Source organism: Clostridium sp. CTA-5 (genome assembly GCF_054768135.1).
The window spans coordinates 604,139-621,251 of sequence record NZ_BAAAAT010000002.1 but is presented as its reverse complement, the minus strand read 5'-3'; the positions used below and the strand labels follow the sequence as shown (position 1 = coordinate 621,251).

At 26.1% G+C, this 17,113-nt stretch carries 13 protein-coding genes; 10 read left to right on the top strand and 3 right to left on the bottom strand.

The annotated features are described in order from the left end of the window. Positions 1–429 precede the first annotated feature (429 nt). Positions 430–1,890: a methyl-accepting chemotaxis protein gene (locus ACYUET_RS07800; protein WP_460278746.1), complete on the top strand. Its 1,461-nt coding sequence runs from the start codon at positions 430–432 to the stop codon at positions 1,888–1,890. Between the two features lie 300 nt (positions 1,891–2,190). Here ACYUET_RS07800 and ACYUET_RS07795 read toward each other — a convergent pair whose 3' ends face one another. Then, on the bottom strand, positions 2,191–2,493 hold the full coding sequence (locus tag ACYUET_RS07795) for a hypothetical protein (RefSeq protein ID WP_460278745.1): 303 nt from the start codon (positions 2,491–2,493) through the stop codon (positions 2,191–2,193). Positions 2,494–2,819: 326 nt separating this feature from the next. Beyond that, positions 2,820–3,995, bottom strand: coding sequence for a cation diffusion facilitator family transporter (locus ACYUET_RS07790; protein WP_460278744.1), 1,176 nt, complete (start codon positions 3,993–3,995; stop codon positions 2,820–2,822). Positions 3,996–4,537: 542 nt separating this feature from the next. Here ACYUET_RS07790 and ACYUET_RS07785 point away from each other — a divergent pair. From ACYUET_RS07785 to ACYUET_RS07760, 6 genes are all read left to right on the top strand, one after another. Then, on the top strand, positions 4,538–5,827 hold the full coding sequence (locus tag ACYUET_RS07785; protein WP_460278743.1) for a M18 family aminopeptidase: 1,290 nt from the start codon (positions 4,538–4,540) through the stop codon (positions 5,825–5,827). A 938-nt stretch (positions 5,828–6,765) separates the two neighbouring features. Continuing rightward, complete coding sequence (locus ACYUET_RS07780; protein ID WP_460278742.1) at positions 6,766–7,149, top strand: hypothetical protein; 384 nt, start codon at positions 6,766–6,768, stop codon at positions 7,147–7,149. A gap of 686 nt (positions 7,150–7,835) precedes the next feature. Next, positions 7,836–8,216, top strand: coding sequence for a hypothetical protein (locus tag ACYUET_RS07775; protein ID WP_460278741.1), 381 nt, complete (start codon positions 7,836–7,838; stop codon positions 8,214–8,216). Positions 8,217–8,559: 343 nt separating this feature from the next. Continuing rightward, a complete protein-coding gene (locus ACYUET_RS07770; RefSeq protein ID WP_460278740.1) occupies positions 8,560–8,931 on the top strand; it encodes a hypothetical protein in 372 nt (123 codons plus the stop codon). A gap of 501 nt (positions 8,932–9,432) precedes the next feature. Further along, the gene (locus ACYUET_RS07765) at positions 9,433–9,900 is read left to right on the top strand and encodes a hypothetical protein (RefSeq protein ID WP_460278739.1); all 468 of its coding nucleotides are present in this window, start codon (positions 9,433–9,435) and stop codon (positions 9,898–9,900) included. Then, complete coding sequence (locus tag ACYUET_RS07760; protein WP_460278738.1) at positions 9,887–11,512, top strand: thiamine pyrophosphate-binding protein; 1,626 nt, start codon at positions 9,887–9,889, stop codon at positions 11,510–11,512. The genes ACYUET_RS07765 and ACYUET_RS07760 overlap by 14 nt, the downstream gene beginning before the upstream one ends. A gap of 305 nt (positions 11,513–11,817) precedes the next feature. Here the strand turns inward: ACYUET_RS07760 and ACYUET_RS07755 are convergent, their stop codons facing one another. After that, positions 11,818–12,624 (bottom strand): DeoR/GlpR family DNA-binding transcription regulator, encoded by an 807-nt coding sequence (locus ACYUET_RS07755; RefSeq protein WP_460278737.1) that lies wholly within the window; start codon positions 12,622–12,624, stop codon positions 11,818–11,820. A gap of 1,035 nt (positions 12,625–13,659) precedes the next feature. Between ACYUET_RS07755 and ulaG the strand changes: the two genes are divergently transcribed. The 3 genes from ulaG to ACYUET_RS07740 all read left to right on the top strand — a co-directional run bounded on the left by ulaG (position 13,660) and on the right by ACYUET_RS07740 (position 16,948). Next, positions 13,660–14,724, top strand: a complete 1,065-nt coding sequence (ulaG, locus tag ACYUET_RS07750; protein WP_460278736.1) for an L-ascorbate 6-phosphate lactonase — start codon at positions 13,660–13,662, stop codon at positions 14,722–14,724. Positions 14,725–14,889: 165 nt separating this feature from the next. Continuing rightward, on the top strand, positions 14,890–15,333 hold the full coding sequence (locus ACYUET_RS07745) for a PTS sugar transporter subunit IIA (protein ID WP_460278735.1): 444 nt from the start codon (positions 14,890–14,892) through the stop codon (positions 15,331–15,333). A 160-nt stretch (positions 15,334–15,493) separates the two neighbouring features. Continuing rightward, the gene (locus tag ACYUET_RS07740) at positions 15,494–16,948 is read left to right on the top strand and encodes a PTS ascorbate transporter subunit IIC (RefSeq protein WP_460278734.1); all 1,455 of its coding nucleotides are present in this window, start codon (positions 15,494–15,496) and stop codon (positions 16,946–16,948) included. Positions 16,949–17,113 lie beyond the last annotated feature (165 nt).

The following is a 17,113-nucleotide window of genomic DNA, read 5'->3' as shown; positions in this document are numbered from 1 at the left end:
TTTTTGTTTTTAATAACTTTCAACTAATTCATACAAGATTCTACTGGTAATACCAATAAATTTATAATTCAATGTTTTTATTTAAAGTTAGTATAATAAATGGAAAATAAAAATATAATTTGTATATATATGCTAATATAAAATGTAATATTATATACAAAAATAATTAAATATGTTAATATTAGACATAAAGAGGGTGCGTAATAGTTTGACAAAATTTTAACATTAATGGTATGGAATTTTATTGTTTTTTAATTAAGTTTATATAGAAAGTATTATTAGGAAGGTATATTTAAAGTTCCTATTTTACTAGTTGAATTATATTTAAAGGGAGATGAGAAGTTCAAGTAATTAACATTGTTTTAAAACAGTGTTAAATATCTAATGTACATATTTTTAATAAGGTAATTTGGATAAGGGGGAATACGTATGGATCATGTAGAGATTATAAATAAGAAAAATAAAATATTGCTTGCAATATTTTTAGGTTCGGTATTATTAAGAGCAGTAGTAAATCTTTTTCTTAATGTTCCAATAATATCATCAATATTATTAATAGTTGCTGCAATTATTTTAAGTGGTATTGAAGCTTTTCTTATAAAGATGAAGTATATATTATCATCAATGTATTTTATGGTATTTTCAATAACAACCGTTGCAGTTATATTAATGGACACGTCACCAACTTTAGGCAATTTAATGATATTCTTCTCAGCAATATTTTTAATACTTTTATATCAAGAGATAATGCCTATGATAATTCAATGTGTAGCGAGCACTGGATTTATGGTATATTTTTTTATGAAAAACAAACAAACTATATTTGCACAAGTAGGATATGACGAATTAGTATTTTTAATTTCATATATGTTATCTGGGTTATTTATATTTGTACTACTTTGTATTATGACAAAGAAAACTTATATTAAATTAGAAGATAATATTAAAATTAGTAATGAAGCTAAAGCTAAGGCAGAAATGTTAGTATCTGAAATAAATGATACTATCACAGTTTTAAATGAGGCTAACTTAACTATTAAAGATGGTATTTCTATGACAGAGGATGTATCAGGTCAAATTACATGTGTGTCTAGTGATATTGCAAATAAGGCAACACAAGAAGTAGAAGTAATGAATAAGGTTAAATCATTAATGTCAATTGGTGTAGAGAATGTTCAAGAGGTGACAGGTGCTATTGAAACAATGAAGGATGCTTCTATGTCTACAGAAAATGTAGTGATGGAAGGCTCTAATAAAGTAAGTGTATTGTCAGAAGAAATGTCAAAGGTAAATGACAATATTATAAATGTTGTAAATTTGATTAATGATTTATCTAATGAAAATTCAAAAATAATAGAAATTATTAATACAATAAATGATATAACAGCACAAACTAATCTTTTAGCACTTAATGCATCAATAGAAGCAGCAAGAGCCGGAGAACATGGGAAAGGATTTGCAGTAGTTGCAGAAGAGGTTAGAAAGTTAGCAGAGGATTCAAAATCATCAACAGACCAAGTTGCACAGATTTTAAATGGAATATCTAATAAAACAACAGATGTATCTAATGAGATTTTAAAGGAACAAAAATCAATTGAATTATGTAATAATCACACAAATTCAGTTAAAGATTTATTTAAAAATATAAATATTAATACTTCTAAAGTATTAGATCAATCTAACAATGTTAGTAAAAAATCAAAAGTATTGAATGATTCAATTTTAACTACATTAGATGAAGTTAATAGCATAAGTGAAAATATTGAGGGTACAGCCTCAGCTATTGAAGAAATATCAGCAAGTATTAATGAACTTAATATTAATATAGAGGGTATAGCTAAGACTTATAATAATATAGATACAATATGTAATAAACTTGGTTCTATATAAACAGAGTTCTTTGTTTAGGAATAATTATAAGAGTAAATTTAAAGTTTGCTGTCTCAGAACAATAAAGGAGTATTTAAATAATGTTTTGAGACAGTATTTTTAAAAAGATTTCGTAGAGATTCAGACATTAATACTGTCCATTGTAAACCATTAATTAATAATTCATTGAAAAGTGGAACAGCCACTTTGTTATGAGTAATATTATTTAGAGTTTAGTTTTGTAATATAAATTTAAAAAATTACTAGAGTTATAATGAGATAAATAATATTGATAAAATATAACTTAAAAAACAAGTAAAGTTACAAAAAAACATAACCTATAATTAAAACTGCAACAATTCCAAGCATAATATAGATTGCAGTATTATTAGAATCTTTAGTAGGTGTATCCTTTTGTATATTTTCATCAACATGTTTTTTATTGGTGTTTTTAGTTGAATCAGAGGTTTCAACACTAATGTTATTTTTTACACTAGTATTTTCCTTTGGAATATTATTTTCTTCAGTATCATATCTAGGAAATACTTTTTTAAAAGCATAACACCAAGAAGTTACACAATCATTTTTTTCACCAAGCTCTTTGTTGCAGTAAGGACATTTCATTAAAAAATTCCCCCCTTTTTAAGTAGTTGTAATTAACAACGATTTCTAATGCTCAGCTAAAGACAAGCTTTATCTGAGACTAAGAACTCTGTTTACCAGATAGCTAGTATCTGTAATTGCATAACAGCTACACGCTCCTGGATAACGATTTCTAAAGTTCAGTTGAAAGCAAGTTTCACCTGAAACTAAGAACTCTGTTTATATCCTATATATAATAATAATAAATAAAAAATATACCTCATATGAATGTTAAAAACCATTCTATGAGGTATATTTTTATTGTAGATTAATGTATAAAATTTTTTAAATATGATGTAGTCACTTTGCTACAGAAAATGTTTATCTAATGTTATTATACAATTATATTTAGGATGTATTGATTTTACTCTTGAAGATATATGTTCTCTTATTTCATCATCAGCTAAAGTTATTGCTATTGAATTGTTAAGTACAATATCAAATATTAGATTTTTAATAGTACCTTCTCCGATTACTCTAAAGTCATGAATAGAATCAATATAATCATATTCTTCAATTAGCTTTAATATTTCATCATGAGCTTCTTTAACTTCACCTTCAATAATACATATAGGATCCATATGTATTACTAAATAGATTTTAAGCGATTCTGATATTTCTCTTTCAGCTTTATCTATAATTTCATGTATTTTCATTATGTCAATATTAGCAGGTATTTCAGCATGTATAGATGCCATACATTTACCGGGACCATAATTATGAACAATTAAGTCATGTACTCCTGTGATATTTTCATAAGATAAAACCATATCTTGAATTTCTTTAACAAGTTCAGGGTCAGGAGCTTCTCCTAAAAGAGGGTTAAGTGTATCTTTAACTAAAGAAAAACCTGAATAAACTATAAATATTGCAACTGCAAGTCCTATAAAACCGTCAATAGGAATAGATGTAAATTTTGATAGTAAAAATGAAATAGCAACTGTACTAGATGTAAATACATCTCCTAATGCATCAACAGAAGCAGCTTTTAAAGCAGATGAATTGATTTTTTCCCCCATAAATTTATTAAACTTTGAAAGCCAAACTTTAAGTCCTATAGAAATTAAAAGCAATATAAAAGGAATAATTTCAAATTTAACCGCTTCAGGGTTTGTTATTCTTGTAATAGAAGATTTTATAAACTGTACTCCAACAAGCATAACCATAAAAGCAACAATTAATGCTGAAAGATATTCAATTCTTCCATGTCCAAAAGGATGTTCTTTATCCGCTGGTTTACTTGCAAGTTTGAAACCTAAAATAGTAATAAGAGAAGATGCAGCATCAGATAAATTGTTAAATGCATCTGCAATAATTGCTATACTAGATGCAAAAAATCCAACTGAAAGTTTAATCAAAAAAAGAATTGCATTTATACAAATTCCAATTATGCCACCAAGTATACCATAAGAATTTCTAACAGTATCATTTTTTATATTAGTATTATCTTTAATAAATTTATTAACTAGAAATTCAGAAAACATAAAATTCACTCCAATCATATACAAGTAAGTATAACTTATTCTAATACAGTAAAATTTATTTGTAAAATCTAAGTACATATGTTGTGATAAGAATTGTTTAATAAATTAAATATATGTGTATTATTTTATGGACATTTAAATTTGTAACATATATATATTGGGCTATTATTTTTTAAAAACGTGATTAAAAGATAGTAGAATATTATTAGAAAGTCATATATTAAACATAATATTTCTATATTAATGAACAAACTTTATTGGAACTTATATAATTTATTTTGTTTTTGCACACAAAATAAAAAGATATTGTGTAAACTTAGTATCAAATTGCAGGAATTTATTCAAATAAATAACTTTTTTGATGTAAATTGCATTTAATAAGTTAATATGATAGTAGATTAGTTTGATAAAACTAATATAATTTGATAATATTGCAGTATACACACTTGTATGCTAAATACAAACAGATATAAATGCAAATAGATATAAATACAAGTATATTTAAGGGTAAATTTAAAATATTATTGAGGAGGATTGGGTCAATGAATAATGCAAAGGATTTATTAAAATTTATAAATGATAGTAAAAGTGCATTTCACGGAGCTTATGAAGTAAAGAAAATTTTAGACACACAAGGATATAAAGAAGTAAAAGAAACGGAAAAGTGGGATTTAAAAGAAGGCGGAAAGTATTATGTAATGAAAAATCAATCTGCTATAATTGCATTTGAAGTTGGAGCTGAAAATCTTGAAGAAAGCGGATTTAGATTAATAGGAGCTCATACAGATTCACCAGGGTTTAGAATAAAACCAAAATCAGAAATGCAAGTTGAAGGTCATTATGTAAAATTAAATACTGAAGTTTATGGTGGCCCAATACTTAGCACATGGTTTGATAGACCATTATCAATTGCAGGTAGAGTTACATTAAAGAGTGAAAATCCTATGAAACCAAGAGTAAAATTACTTGATTTAAATAAACCAGTATTAATAATACCAAGTTTAGCTATTCATATGAACAGAAGTATAAATGAAGGATATGAATATAACAAACAAAAAGATACGTTACCATTACTTACTATGGCAACTGATAAATTAGAAAAGGATGGTTACTTAATAAAATTAATTAGCGAAAATTTAAATGTAGATGAATCTGAAATATTAGATTTTGATTTATTTGTATATGAATTTGAAAAAGGAAGCATAATTGGTATGCAAGAAGAATTCATATCAGCAGGAAGATTAGATGATCTTTGGATGGTATATGCAGGACTTAAGGCATTACTTGAAAGTGATAAAAATAAAGCAACAAAAGTTCTAGTTGCACTTGATAATGAAGAAATAGGAAGTTTAACAGCACAAGGAGCAAATTCTTCATTACTTGAAAATATATTAGAAAGAATTACATTAGCTCTTGGAAAAGATAGAGAAGGATTTAAAATGGCATTAGCAAATTCAGTTATGATTTCAGCTGACTTAGCTCATGCACTTCATCCAAACTATGTAGAAAAACATGATCCAACTAATAGACCTGTTCTTGGAAAAGGACCAGTAATAAAGATAGCAGCATCAGGTAGTTATTCAACTGATAGTTATGCAGGAGCAATATTTAAGGAAGTTTGTAATAGGGCAGGAGTTCCATGTCAAGAATTTGTTAATAGATCAGATGTAAAAGGTGGAACAACAATAGGCCCAATAAGTGCAGCTAAATTAAATATCCCAGTAATAGATATGGGTGCACCATTACTTTCAATGCATTCAATAAGAGAATTAGCAAGTGTTAAAGATAATGAATACACAATAAAAGCATTTACTGAGTTTTTTAATTTATAATAAATAAATTTCTAAGTTTTAAGTGAAATTTTAAATTCCCTTAAAGCTTAGAAAGTTTTATAATTATATTTAAAATAATTATTTACTTGAAAATAGTAAATTGATAATAAATTATCTCAAATAAATATATTTTTTTGACTTTAGATTTAAAAATACATGAAATACAGTGGAAAATAATTTCTTTGAGATTTATATCATAATTATTCAGTGTAAGTTATCAGTTAAAATATTGAAAATAATAGTACATATAATATTGTGATTTTATTTAGACAGAGTTAAAAAATTCTAAGCATACATATAATGAAACAAATGCAATAGAGAACATAGTTATTACATAGCCAAAAATAAAATTTATATTTTGTTTATCCTGAATAAATACTCCATATACTTTTAATTAAAAATTAATTTTTATATAGCTAATAAAAGCTTTTAAATAACTGTTCTAATTAAATTATTACATTTATATTAATGAACAAACTTTATTGGAACTTATATATTTATAAAAATTATTCGCTATGTTTTAAAACAGTGTTGATATTCTAGTATAAGGGCGAACTGGCATTGGAATTTACTTTTTAGAACTCTTAAGTAAGAGTCAAAATTTTATATTTTGCTACTCGAACTTACTCAGCGATTGTACATGAGTCGAGTTTCCTTTTAGTCTTACAATTAATTGCTTGTCATCAATCTTTGATTGGGAGCATGCATTAATTGGACTAAGCTTTATTTTAGAGTTCTTAAGTAAGAATCCAAATTTTATATTTGGTTCTTCGAACTTACTCCACGAATGTACATGAGTAGAGTTTCCTATTTAAATTCTGTCCATGAGCTTTATACTACAATATCAACATTCACTTAAAACATAGCCAAATTATTAATAAAAAGTATAATAACACATGATTTAGGGACGGAAGCTTTTAAAATAGGGGGAATTTCTAGTGGATTTAATAAAAAAGTTGGTAAAGAAAAATAAACTATCTAATTATAGTATTGAACTTATAGATGATAAATTATTACTTAAGGCTGAGGGGATGTTTTCAAAGAAAGATGCTGAGATTTGTATAAATGATACTATTAATATTTTTAAAGATATTAATACTAGTGAACTTATATTAGTCATTGATAATACTAGTTTAAAAATGGGTTTCCCCGATACAAAGAGGTTGTATGATGCATTAGCAAATATTTATGTAAAAACAAAATTTAAGAGGAAATATATACTTATGCCAGAGAATGATATAGCAGGAGTTCAAATTAAAAAATCTAATAATAGATTTTTTAATGAAGTAAAGATAATATCAAATATTAATGAGGCTTTATAAGATTAAAGATTATAAAACTATTTCAAAAAGTATTTATATATTTGAAATAGTTTTTTTATTCTTTAGGAAATTATATTTTTAAAAATCTGTGGATAATTTAGATTATATTATTGCTTAAAGATTAAGAAATAAAACCTAAAGAATAAAAAATAATCATATGCCGCACCATTATTCCTGCACTACGTTTGGAAAGGGTGCATGGCTAAAAAAAATCGACGCTCCACAGTCGCTTAGCGATTTTTTTATGATGTAATATTATTTCTAAATTATGTTTGGAAAGGGTTCATATTTAAAAATTGATTTTTTTAAAGTCACCTTTATAATTTTTTTGCTGTTTGTAAACTTAATAATTATAGTTTTTACCTAAAAATATAATTATTTTAATACAAAAATATTAAAATTTTTTATTTATTATTTACTATATTAGAAATAATAAATCGAAATTTAAATAATAATGGAATAATATACTTAAATATGGTATCATTTACTAGGCAATAATTTATAGAGTAAAATTTTAATATAAAAATTATAATAATTTTAAAATAATTAGTAAATTAAGATGAATAAAAATGTATTTGTTTTTATAAATAAATGATATAAATACATTAAGGGAGAAGGTAAAAGACCTTCTCCCTTAAAATAGCATAAATTTAAGCTATTAAAATACATAAGGAGTTGTAAAATAAGTGCGACAGATAAAAATTCAAAGGAAAAGTGTATTATCTAAATATAGTATGAGGGTTGAAGAAGATAAATTAATAGTTAAAGGAGAAGGGATTTCTTCTAAAAAAGATATGCAATCTTATATGAATGATTTTATGCAGATTATTAATTCGATGGATACAAGCAATTTAACTTTGATAATAGATAATAAAGATTTTAATATGAGTTTTCCAGATACGAAAGTATTCTATGACAAAATATCTGAAGCTTATATAAATACTAATTTTAAAGAAAAGTATATAATTATGCCAGAGAGTGAAATTGCAAATATTCAGATCAAAAAAAATGGGGATAAAATATTTGATACTATAAAGGTAATATCAGATTTAGAAAGTATTAAGTAATAATTTTAATATATATTTGAACATTATAAAATTTTAATTTAATAATAGGGTCAGGATAGTACTACTTATTATAATATGAGATAAGCCCTTTTTCTAAATTAACTTTTTATTATTTTAGGTAGATAAAAGATATAGGTGATAAATCTTTTATCTATTTTTAGTTTAATTTTATAAAAGGATACATTTTACAATATCAAGATTCACTTAAAACAGAAGCTTATAAAAACATAAAATTTGTAATATAATAAGATAATATGGAATAATATGCATAAATGTGTTATTATTAGAAATGAAATAGATATAAAATAAATACAATTTGGATTATTTATTTGGAGGGATAACAGTGAAAATTGAGAAGAAAAACAAAATGTCTAATTACACTATGGAGGTTGTAGGAAATAAGGCTATATTACATTGTCAAGGGATGTTTTCAAAAGAAGATGCTGAAAATTACATGGATGATTTCATAACGTTTACAACATCAAATAACATAAGTGGATTAATCTTAGTTATAGAAAATTCAGAATTAAAAACATCTTTTCCAGATGTAAAACCATTTTATGATAAAATGAGTGAACTTTATCTTAAATCAAATTTTAAGAGCAAATATATGCTTATGCCAGAAAGCGCCATTGCTGGAATGCAAATAAAAAAATTAGACCAAGAATTTTTTAATAAGATAAAAGTTATTTCAAATATTGATCAAGCTATATAATACATAAAATATTTTTTATAATTAATTACTTAGCGTTTAAGATTTTTCTTAAATGAATAGTTTTTATAATAATCATATTTTTAATTAAATAAGAATCTATAGACTGTTCATTAAGACAAGTTTTACATTCTACATTTAAAAAGATTTTTAAGTTTTTTAGTGAAATTTTTTACTTTTAAAACTTAGAAATCTTTTTTATTTTTTAGGAAATCATAAAATTTTTGAAGCCTTAAATGTAGATAAAATCTAAGGCGGGGGAGATATTTTGGATTCACAATTTAGGATGGACGATTGACAATTTAGGATGGAATCACTTTGTGATTTCTAAAATATATACTTTTAAGAAAGTCTAAGGTTTTCAACTATAATTGTTAACTGTCAATTCGAAAAGTGGATTTTGCCTAAAGAATAAAAAATAACTCATAATTATTGGAATATTTAACAAATAACCCGAGATTATGGTAAAATTAAAATGAGTTTGTTTTTAGAAAGGAGTTTATTATGAATACAAGAGAGACATTGGATAAAATGTTTATCGAATTAAAGAACGCAATATATTATGAAGATATAGGTGTACATAAAATTGTAGATCAATCTTATATAAAGCCATATTACAAACAGTTGACAGACATTTCTTTTGAAGAATGGAAGAAATATCATGCTTCAAAGATGCTTAAAATAACTGAAGATATTTATTTGTCTGAAATGATGGAAACTAAAGACTCATTATTTATAGACAAGCTAAAATTAGATCCAAGTAAACCGAGTTGCTTAAGGGAATTTGGTATAGTATCAACATGTCTTATACCATTTTTCTTAAATGGTGAAATAGTATTTTTTGTTACTATGCCAATATTTAAAGAAGAACATAAGTATTTAGAAGAAGAAAAATCAAAAGCAATTGAAATTGTAAAGAAATATAATGAAATTTTAAATATTGAGGAGATGTTAAAAAGTGAAATTATCTAAAGCTATTGTTAATTATCTTGAAAGTTGTAACGTAGAATATGTTTTTGGAATACCATCAGGAAATGTTGCAGGTATATATGATGCACTTAATGATACAAATATAAAAGTTATAGTTGCAAAGAATGAAGCAGGTTCAACATATTCTGCATGCAAATATTCAGATTTAAGCAAGAGACTTAGCTGCTCTATATTATGTGGAGGAGTTGGAATAACTAATGCTATAAATGGTATAGCAGATGCTTACATAAATAATATTCCTATGCTTGTTATAAGTGGATATGCTGCAACTGATAATATAGGTAAAGGGTGTGTTCAAGAATTAGACACAGCACCTATAACACAAAGCATAACTAAATATAGTAAGACTATTATGAAAAAGGAAGATGTTTTAACTGAATTAGATAAGGCTGTTAAATTAGCAATGCAAGATCCTAAGGGTCCAGTTCATTTATCAATACCTATGAATCTTCCAATGATGGAAATTGAAGATAGTGAATACAAGACTTACACACCAGAAAAAATAAATTATAACTATGATGAAGAAGCTCTAAATACAGCAGTTAACATATTAAATGCTTCTAAAAAAGGTTTAATCTTAGTTGGAAGAGGTGCTAAAGGAAATAATGAGATGATTAAAAAAATATCATCAAAATTAGGATGGTATGTAGCAACTACTCCACAAGGAAAGAATTCAGTAGATAGTGATTTTGAATTTAATATAGGAAACTATGGATTTAATAGTACTGATTTTGCTCAAAATTATGCAGATACAGAAAATCTTGATTGTGTTTTAGTTTTAGGATCTAGCTTAGGTGAAAGTGCAACAAGAAACTTTAATAATTCATTATTTGAAGGAGCTAAAGTTGTTCAAATAGATCATAATAAGAAAAGTTTAAATAAAGATCATATGGAAAGATTTAAAGTATATTATGAAATAACTGAAGCTTTAAAAGTAATTGATAATAAAGTTAATGCTAAAGATGTGACTATCACTAAAGTAGAAAAGCTTAATAAAGATTATGTAAAAGATCATACTGGAATATCAGCAAGAAAGTTAGCTGAAATGCTTCCAAACATTTTAAATCCTAGCACAACTTATATGTGTGATATAGGAGAATTTATGAATTATATGTACAAGTACTTATTTATTCCTAAAGGATCAGATTTTATTGCTAGTTTAAATCATGGAGCAATGGGAAATTGTGTAGCAGGTTCAATAGGGGCTGCATTAAGTGGTAATACAGAAAAATATGCTGTTGTTGTTGGAGATGGATCAGTTTTCATGAACGGTAGTGAAATCTTAACAGCAAAACAATATTCATTACCTGTGGTATACTTTGTACTAAATAATGCAAGATTAAACTATGTTGAACAAGGAATGAGCTTTATGTTTGGTAGATCTATTCCAGGTGTAGTTCAAGAAAGAACTTCAATAAAAGCAATAGGTGAAGCTGCTGGAATAAAATCATATCAAATAAGTGACTTAGAACAATTACATGAAATAAAAGACGAGTTATATTCATGTAGTGAACCTATAATTGTAGAAATAATAACAGATGGTTCAGAAAAAGTAGCTGCAGCAGATAGATTTAAAACATTAAAAAGAGATTAATATAGTGCTTTAAAGTATTGAACCTCACATATACCCCTAGGCTACCCAGGGGTATATGTGAGGATTTTTTATATTTTCTATCTTTTAAACAGTGTTGATATTAATAGAATAAAGCTCATGGACAGAGGAATTTACTTTAAGAACTCTAAAAATAAAGTTTAGTCCAATTAATTGGACAAATCTTCATTAAGAGTTCTAAAAAGCAAATTCCAATGCCAGTTCAGGTTTATACTTATAATATCAACACTATTTTTATACCACTAATTAATGAAACAACATGGTATGGATAGGGTTAATTTGTTTTTTTAATAGTCTAAAGTTATTACTTTAACTCCTTTTTCTTCAAGAAGAGAAATTTCATTTTTATCTATATCAGAATCTGTGATAAGATGAGAAATTTCATTTATATCTCCGCTAGAAAAGTTATGATGTCTACCAACTTTTGAACTATCGGATAAGATATATACAGGGCCACTACAACGATTAATCATTTCATGATTAATTAATGTCTCTTGAAGTACTGAAGTACTTATTCCAGACTCAGATGATATACCACTAACCCCTAAGAAACATTTATTTGCTGTAATTTTAGATAATATATAAGTAGCAAATTCTCCAACTAAAGATTGTTTTCTTTCATAAACTTGCCCACCTGTCAGTACTAATTCAATATTTGGACCAATAGTAGAGTTTAGAGATTTACCGTTATTAGTAACTATATAAACTCTTTTATCACCTAAATACTTTAACATTAAAAGTGCAGTTGAACTAGAATTTATAAATATTGTATCTCCATTTTCAACTAAATCAGCTGCATACTTTGCAATAACATTTTTCTTTTGAGTAAGTACAGAGTTAATATCAGTTTCTTTAACAGTTAAAGTTTCATCAGTATTAGTAGTATTATTATCCGTATCGCTAACTAATTTTGCACCTCCATAATATCTTATTATTAATCCTTCTTCATCTAATGCTTGCAAATCTCTTCTTAAAGTAAGTGGAGAAATCTGCAATATTTCTGCTAAGTCATTAGTATTTATGCTTTCATTTGATCTAAGATAATCTAAAATTTTTTCTCTTCTTTTAGAAACTATAGATTGTGTTTTCTTCATAATAATCGTCACCTTTACCTAATATTTTTAATTTATCTGTAATGCTTAATATTTAAAAATAATTATTTCAAATAACATTGTATATTATATTGAACATTTATGTTAGGCACATGAAATAAAATAATAGATCAAAGATTCGTTGTATATTTTGTGTCAGACAAGGAAGTAAATTTAGTTAATAGCAAGCTATTAGCTAAATTTGCTGACGCAGTATCACGCAAAATAGACGAGCATACTGGTCTATTATTTTTTTGAATGTGCCTTATAAGTTTATTTTAATAAATAGGCAAAATTGTTAATATTTATTAGCTTTTAAAAGATTGAATATTATAATTTCAAATTTAATCTGAACACATTTAAAAGTTTTGTTATATATAGTTCATAGTATTACCTATTTTAAAACAATAGATAATGTAACAGTAAAAAGTTGATAGTTTTAAAATACAAATAAGATAATGTATAAGTTCTAATGTGTTTTTTTAAAATTTAATTATAATTATATGCATTTTATATAAGTTCCAATAAAGTTTGTTTATTAATATAACTCTTAGAACATTTATAAATGTTATGATTCACCAGTATAGTGAGGAACTTATATAGAAAATGTATGATACATATGCTTCTAACTAGATAGTGCTAATTAAAGATATAATTTTCTATAAAAATTATATAAAAGATTATAAATGTATTAACTTAATTAGAGCATATATATTGAATTTTGTGTTAAAAATAAAACTTGTTTAATAAGTGCTTATATTAATTATAAGGTAAACATTCAAAAAGTTCAATTAAAACATTCAAAAAAGACTTTAATAATAAAAAAATTAAAAATGTTCAAAAAATACTTGAATTATTTGAATGTTTAAGTTAAAATAAACTCATAAACAAACAAAAAGTTCAAATACATAAATCATAAAGTTCAAATAATAAAAGAAAAAAATATCATAAAAAATCGAAAACATTCAAAAAGATATAAAACTTAAGAAATAAATCAAAATGAACAGAAAAATATAGTATAATTAGGAGGAATTTAAAATGTCACAAGTAGAAAACATTACAAGAGAATCATGGATACTTAATACTTTCCCAGAATGGGGAACTTGGTTAAATGAAGAGATAGAACAAGAAGTTGTACAACCTGGAACTTTTTCAATGTGGTGGTTAGGATGTACAGGTATATGGGTTAAGAGTGAAGGTAATGCAAGTATATGTATAGATTTTTGGTGTGGAAGTGGAAAGAAAACAAAAGCTAATCCATACATAAATCCAGAACATCAAATGGCTAGAATGTGTGGAGGTAAAAAACTTCAACCTAATTTAAGAGTAGCACCTTTTGTATTAGATCCATTTGGCATAAAGAAGATAGATGCAGTTTTATCAACACATGATCATAATGATCACATTGATGTAAACGTTGCAGCAGCGGTTATGCAAAATTGTGATCCAAGCATTCCTTTTATAGGACCTCAAGCATGTGTAGATAAATGGGTAGGTTGGGGAGTTCCAAAAGAAAGATGTATAGTTGTTAAACCAGGAGATACAGTAAAGATTAAAGATATAGAAATAGTTGCATTAGAAGCATTTGATAGAACAGCATTAATCACAGCTCCACCAGAAGGTGACTTAAGAGGAACAATGCCAATCAACATGGATATTAAAGCAGTTAACTATTTAATAAAAACTCCAGGTGGAAATCTTTATCATAGTGGAGATTCACATTACTCAAATTATTATGCTAAACATGGTAATGAACATAAAATAGATGTTGCATTAGGCTCATATGGAGAAAATCCAAGAGGAATTACTGACAAGATGACATCAATAGATATTTTAAGAATGGCAGAAGCATTAAATACAAAAGTAGTTATTCCATTCCATCATGATATATGGTCAAATTTCCAAGCTGACACAAAGGAAATTTTAGAATTATTTGATATGAGAAAGGATAGATTACAATATAAATTTAATCCATTTATATGGCAAGTAGGTGGAAAATTTACATTCCCAGAAGATAGTCAAAAGAGAGAATATCACTATCCAAGAGGATTTGATGATTGCTTCTCAACAGAAATAAACTTACCATATACATCATTCCTATAAGATTATCTTTAAACAAAGGTAAGAAATTATTATCCATGAGTGTGTAGTAGTTAATATTATTACAAATACTAGATGTAAAAGAATAAAAGTTATTATTCAAAAGCAGATAGCTGTTATGAAATTAAAAGGGGAGTTTAATCTCCCCCTATAAATCAGGAGGGCATTATGTTAAAAGAATTAATTGAGAAAGAAAGATACTCATTTCATGAAGGATTTGAAAAATGGGAAGATGCAGTAAAGGCTTCGTGTAAACCTTTAATTAAACAAGGAGTTATAGAACCATCTTACGTTGATTCAATAATAGAAAATGTAAATAAATATGGTCCATATATAGTAATAGCACCTAACATATGTATACCACATGCACAAGAAGGAAAAGGCGTTAATGATACAGCTATTTGTTTTATGAAAACTGAAAAAGCAGTTCATTTTAGTGATGATCCAGAACAAGATGCACAATTATTTTTTGTATTAGCATCAACTAATAATGATCTTCATATGAAGAACTTAGTTAGTATGGTTGAAATAGTAGAAAAAGAAGAGTTAGTAAAAATGTTAATTGAAGCTAAATCTAAAGAAGATTTAGAAGAAATCCTTAAAGTCTTATAATCGCATATAGTTATCAATAATATAAGAGAATTTATAATCCTCAAAAATTATGAAAAAGTTAATTTTATCTTATTAATAATATCCCATCAGAGGCTAATAATAGCTTTACGAACTAATATCAAACATAATAATTTATTAAATTTTTAAGGGGGAATTAAAAATGGATTTTCTATTATCAATATGGAAGTTCTTCCAAGTTAATATTTTGACTAACCCAGCATTCTTTATAGGTTTTATAGTACTTATAGGTTACTTATTATTAAGAAGACCTATATATGAGGCAGCAGCAGGATTTATAAAAGCAACAGTTGGTTACTTAATACTTAATGTAGCAGCAGGTGGACTAGTAAATAATTTCCGTCCAATATTAGCAGGATTAAAAGACCGTTTTAATTTAACAGCAGCAGTTATAGATCCATACTTTGGACAAACAGCAGCACAATCAGCAGTTGAAAGTGTAGGAAGATCATTTTCACTTATGATGATAGTACTTTTAATAGCATTTATTTTTAACATAGTATTAGTTTTGTTAAGGAAGCAAACAAAGATAAGAACAGTATTTATTACAGGTCACATAATGGTGCAACAATCTTCAACAGCTTTATGGATAGTATTATTCTGTTTCCCTAATATAATTGATACAAAAGCAGTAATTATGCTTGGCTTATTACTAGGAACATATTGGGCAGTATCATCAAATCTTACAGTTGAAGCTACTCAAGAATTAACTGAAGGTGGGGGCTTTGCAGTTGGTCATCAACAAATGTTTGGTATTTGGCTTACAGATAAAATAGCAGGAAAAATTGGTAATAAAGAAAAATCAATAGAACATCTTAAATTACCAGGATTCTTATCAATATTTAACGATAATGTGGTTGCAACAGGTATCCTAATGATGTTCTTCTTTGGAATAATAATGGGAATATTAGGGCCAGACTTATTACATCAAATAGATAAAGGATTTAGTGCAGATAGAAACTTTATATTCTATATAATGGAAAAATCATTAAACTTTGCAGTTTACTTAAGTATATTACAACTTGGAGTTAAAATGTTCGTTTCAGAACTTACAGAATCATTCCAAGGTATTTCAAATAAACTTTTACCAGGTTCAGTACCAGCAGTAGACTGTGCTGCAACTTATGGATTTGGTCATGCTAATGCAGTAACAATAGGATTCTTATTTGGTGCATTAGGACAATTCATATCAATCTTAGGATTAATAGTATTTAAGAGTCCAGTACTAATAATCACAGGTTTCGTACCAGTATTCTTTGATAATGCTACATTTGCAGTATATGCAAATAAAAAAGGTGGTTTAAAAGCAGCAATGATTATTCCTTTTGTATCTGGAGTAATTCAAGTAGTAGGTGGAGCATTTGCAGCATACTACTTTGGATTAGCACAGTTTGGAGGATGGCATGGAAACTTTGACTTTGATACAGTATGGCCAGTAATTGGTGTATTAATGAATAACTTACACTATGTAGGATTTGGAATTGCATTAATTGCACTATTAGCTATACCTCAACTTCAATATAGAAAAAATAAAAAAGGTTATTTCAAAATAGCTGAAGATTATGAAGAATATCTTAATGAATTAGAAGCATCTTAATAAATTAGAAGCTTAGTTATTAATTTTAAATTATAAGGCACATATTTAAATTATTCTTTTCCTTAATGTGCCTAATACAAATTGTGTGATTTTAAAAATTAGGCTAGAGTTAAAAAAATAATATTAGAATACTCTAGCTTGGTTTTGAAACACTATTAATATAAT

Coding starts and splice junctions, on each gene's coding strand:
- ACYUET_RS07785 (WP_460278743.1), top strand. CDS start 4,538: ATGAATAATGCAAAGGATTTATTAAAATTTATAAATGATAGTAAAAGT.
- ACYUET_RS07740 (WP_460278734.1), top strand. CDS start 15,494: ATGGATTTTCTATTATCAATATGGAAGTTCTTCCAAGTTAATATTTTG.
- ACYUET_RS07790 (WP_460278744.1), bottom strand. CDS start 3,995: ATGTTTTCTGAATTTCTAGTTAATAAATTTATTAAAGATAATACTAAT.
- ACYUET_RS07755 (WP_460278737.1), bottom strand. CDS start 12,624: ATGAAGAAAACACAATCTATAGTTTCTAAAAGAAGAGAAAAAATTTTA.
- ACYUET_RS07745 (WP_460278735.1), top strand. CDS start 14,890: ATGTTAAAAGAATTAATTGAGAAAGAAAGATACTCATTTCATGAAGGA.
- ACYUET_RS07800 (WP_460278746.1), top strand. CDS start 430: ATGGATCATGTAGAGATTATAAATAAGAAAAATAAAATATTGCTTGCA.
- ulaG (WP_460278736.1), top strand. CDS start 13,660: ATGTCACAAGTAGAAAACATTACAAGAGAATCATGGATACTTAATACT.
- ACYUET_RS07795 (WP_460278745.1), bottom strand. CDS start 2,493: ATGAAATGTCCTTACTGCAACAAAGAGCTTGGTGAAAAAAATGATTGT.
- ACYUET_RS07765 (WP_460278739.1), top strand. CDS start 9,433: ATGAATACAAGAGAGACATTGGATAAAATGTTTATCGAATTAAAGAAC.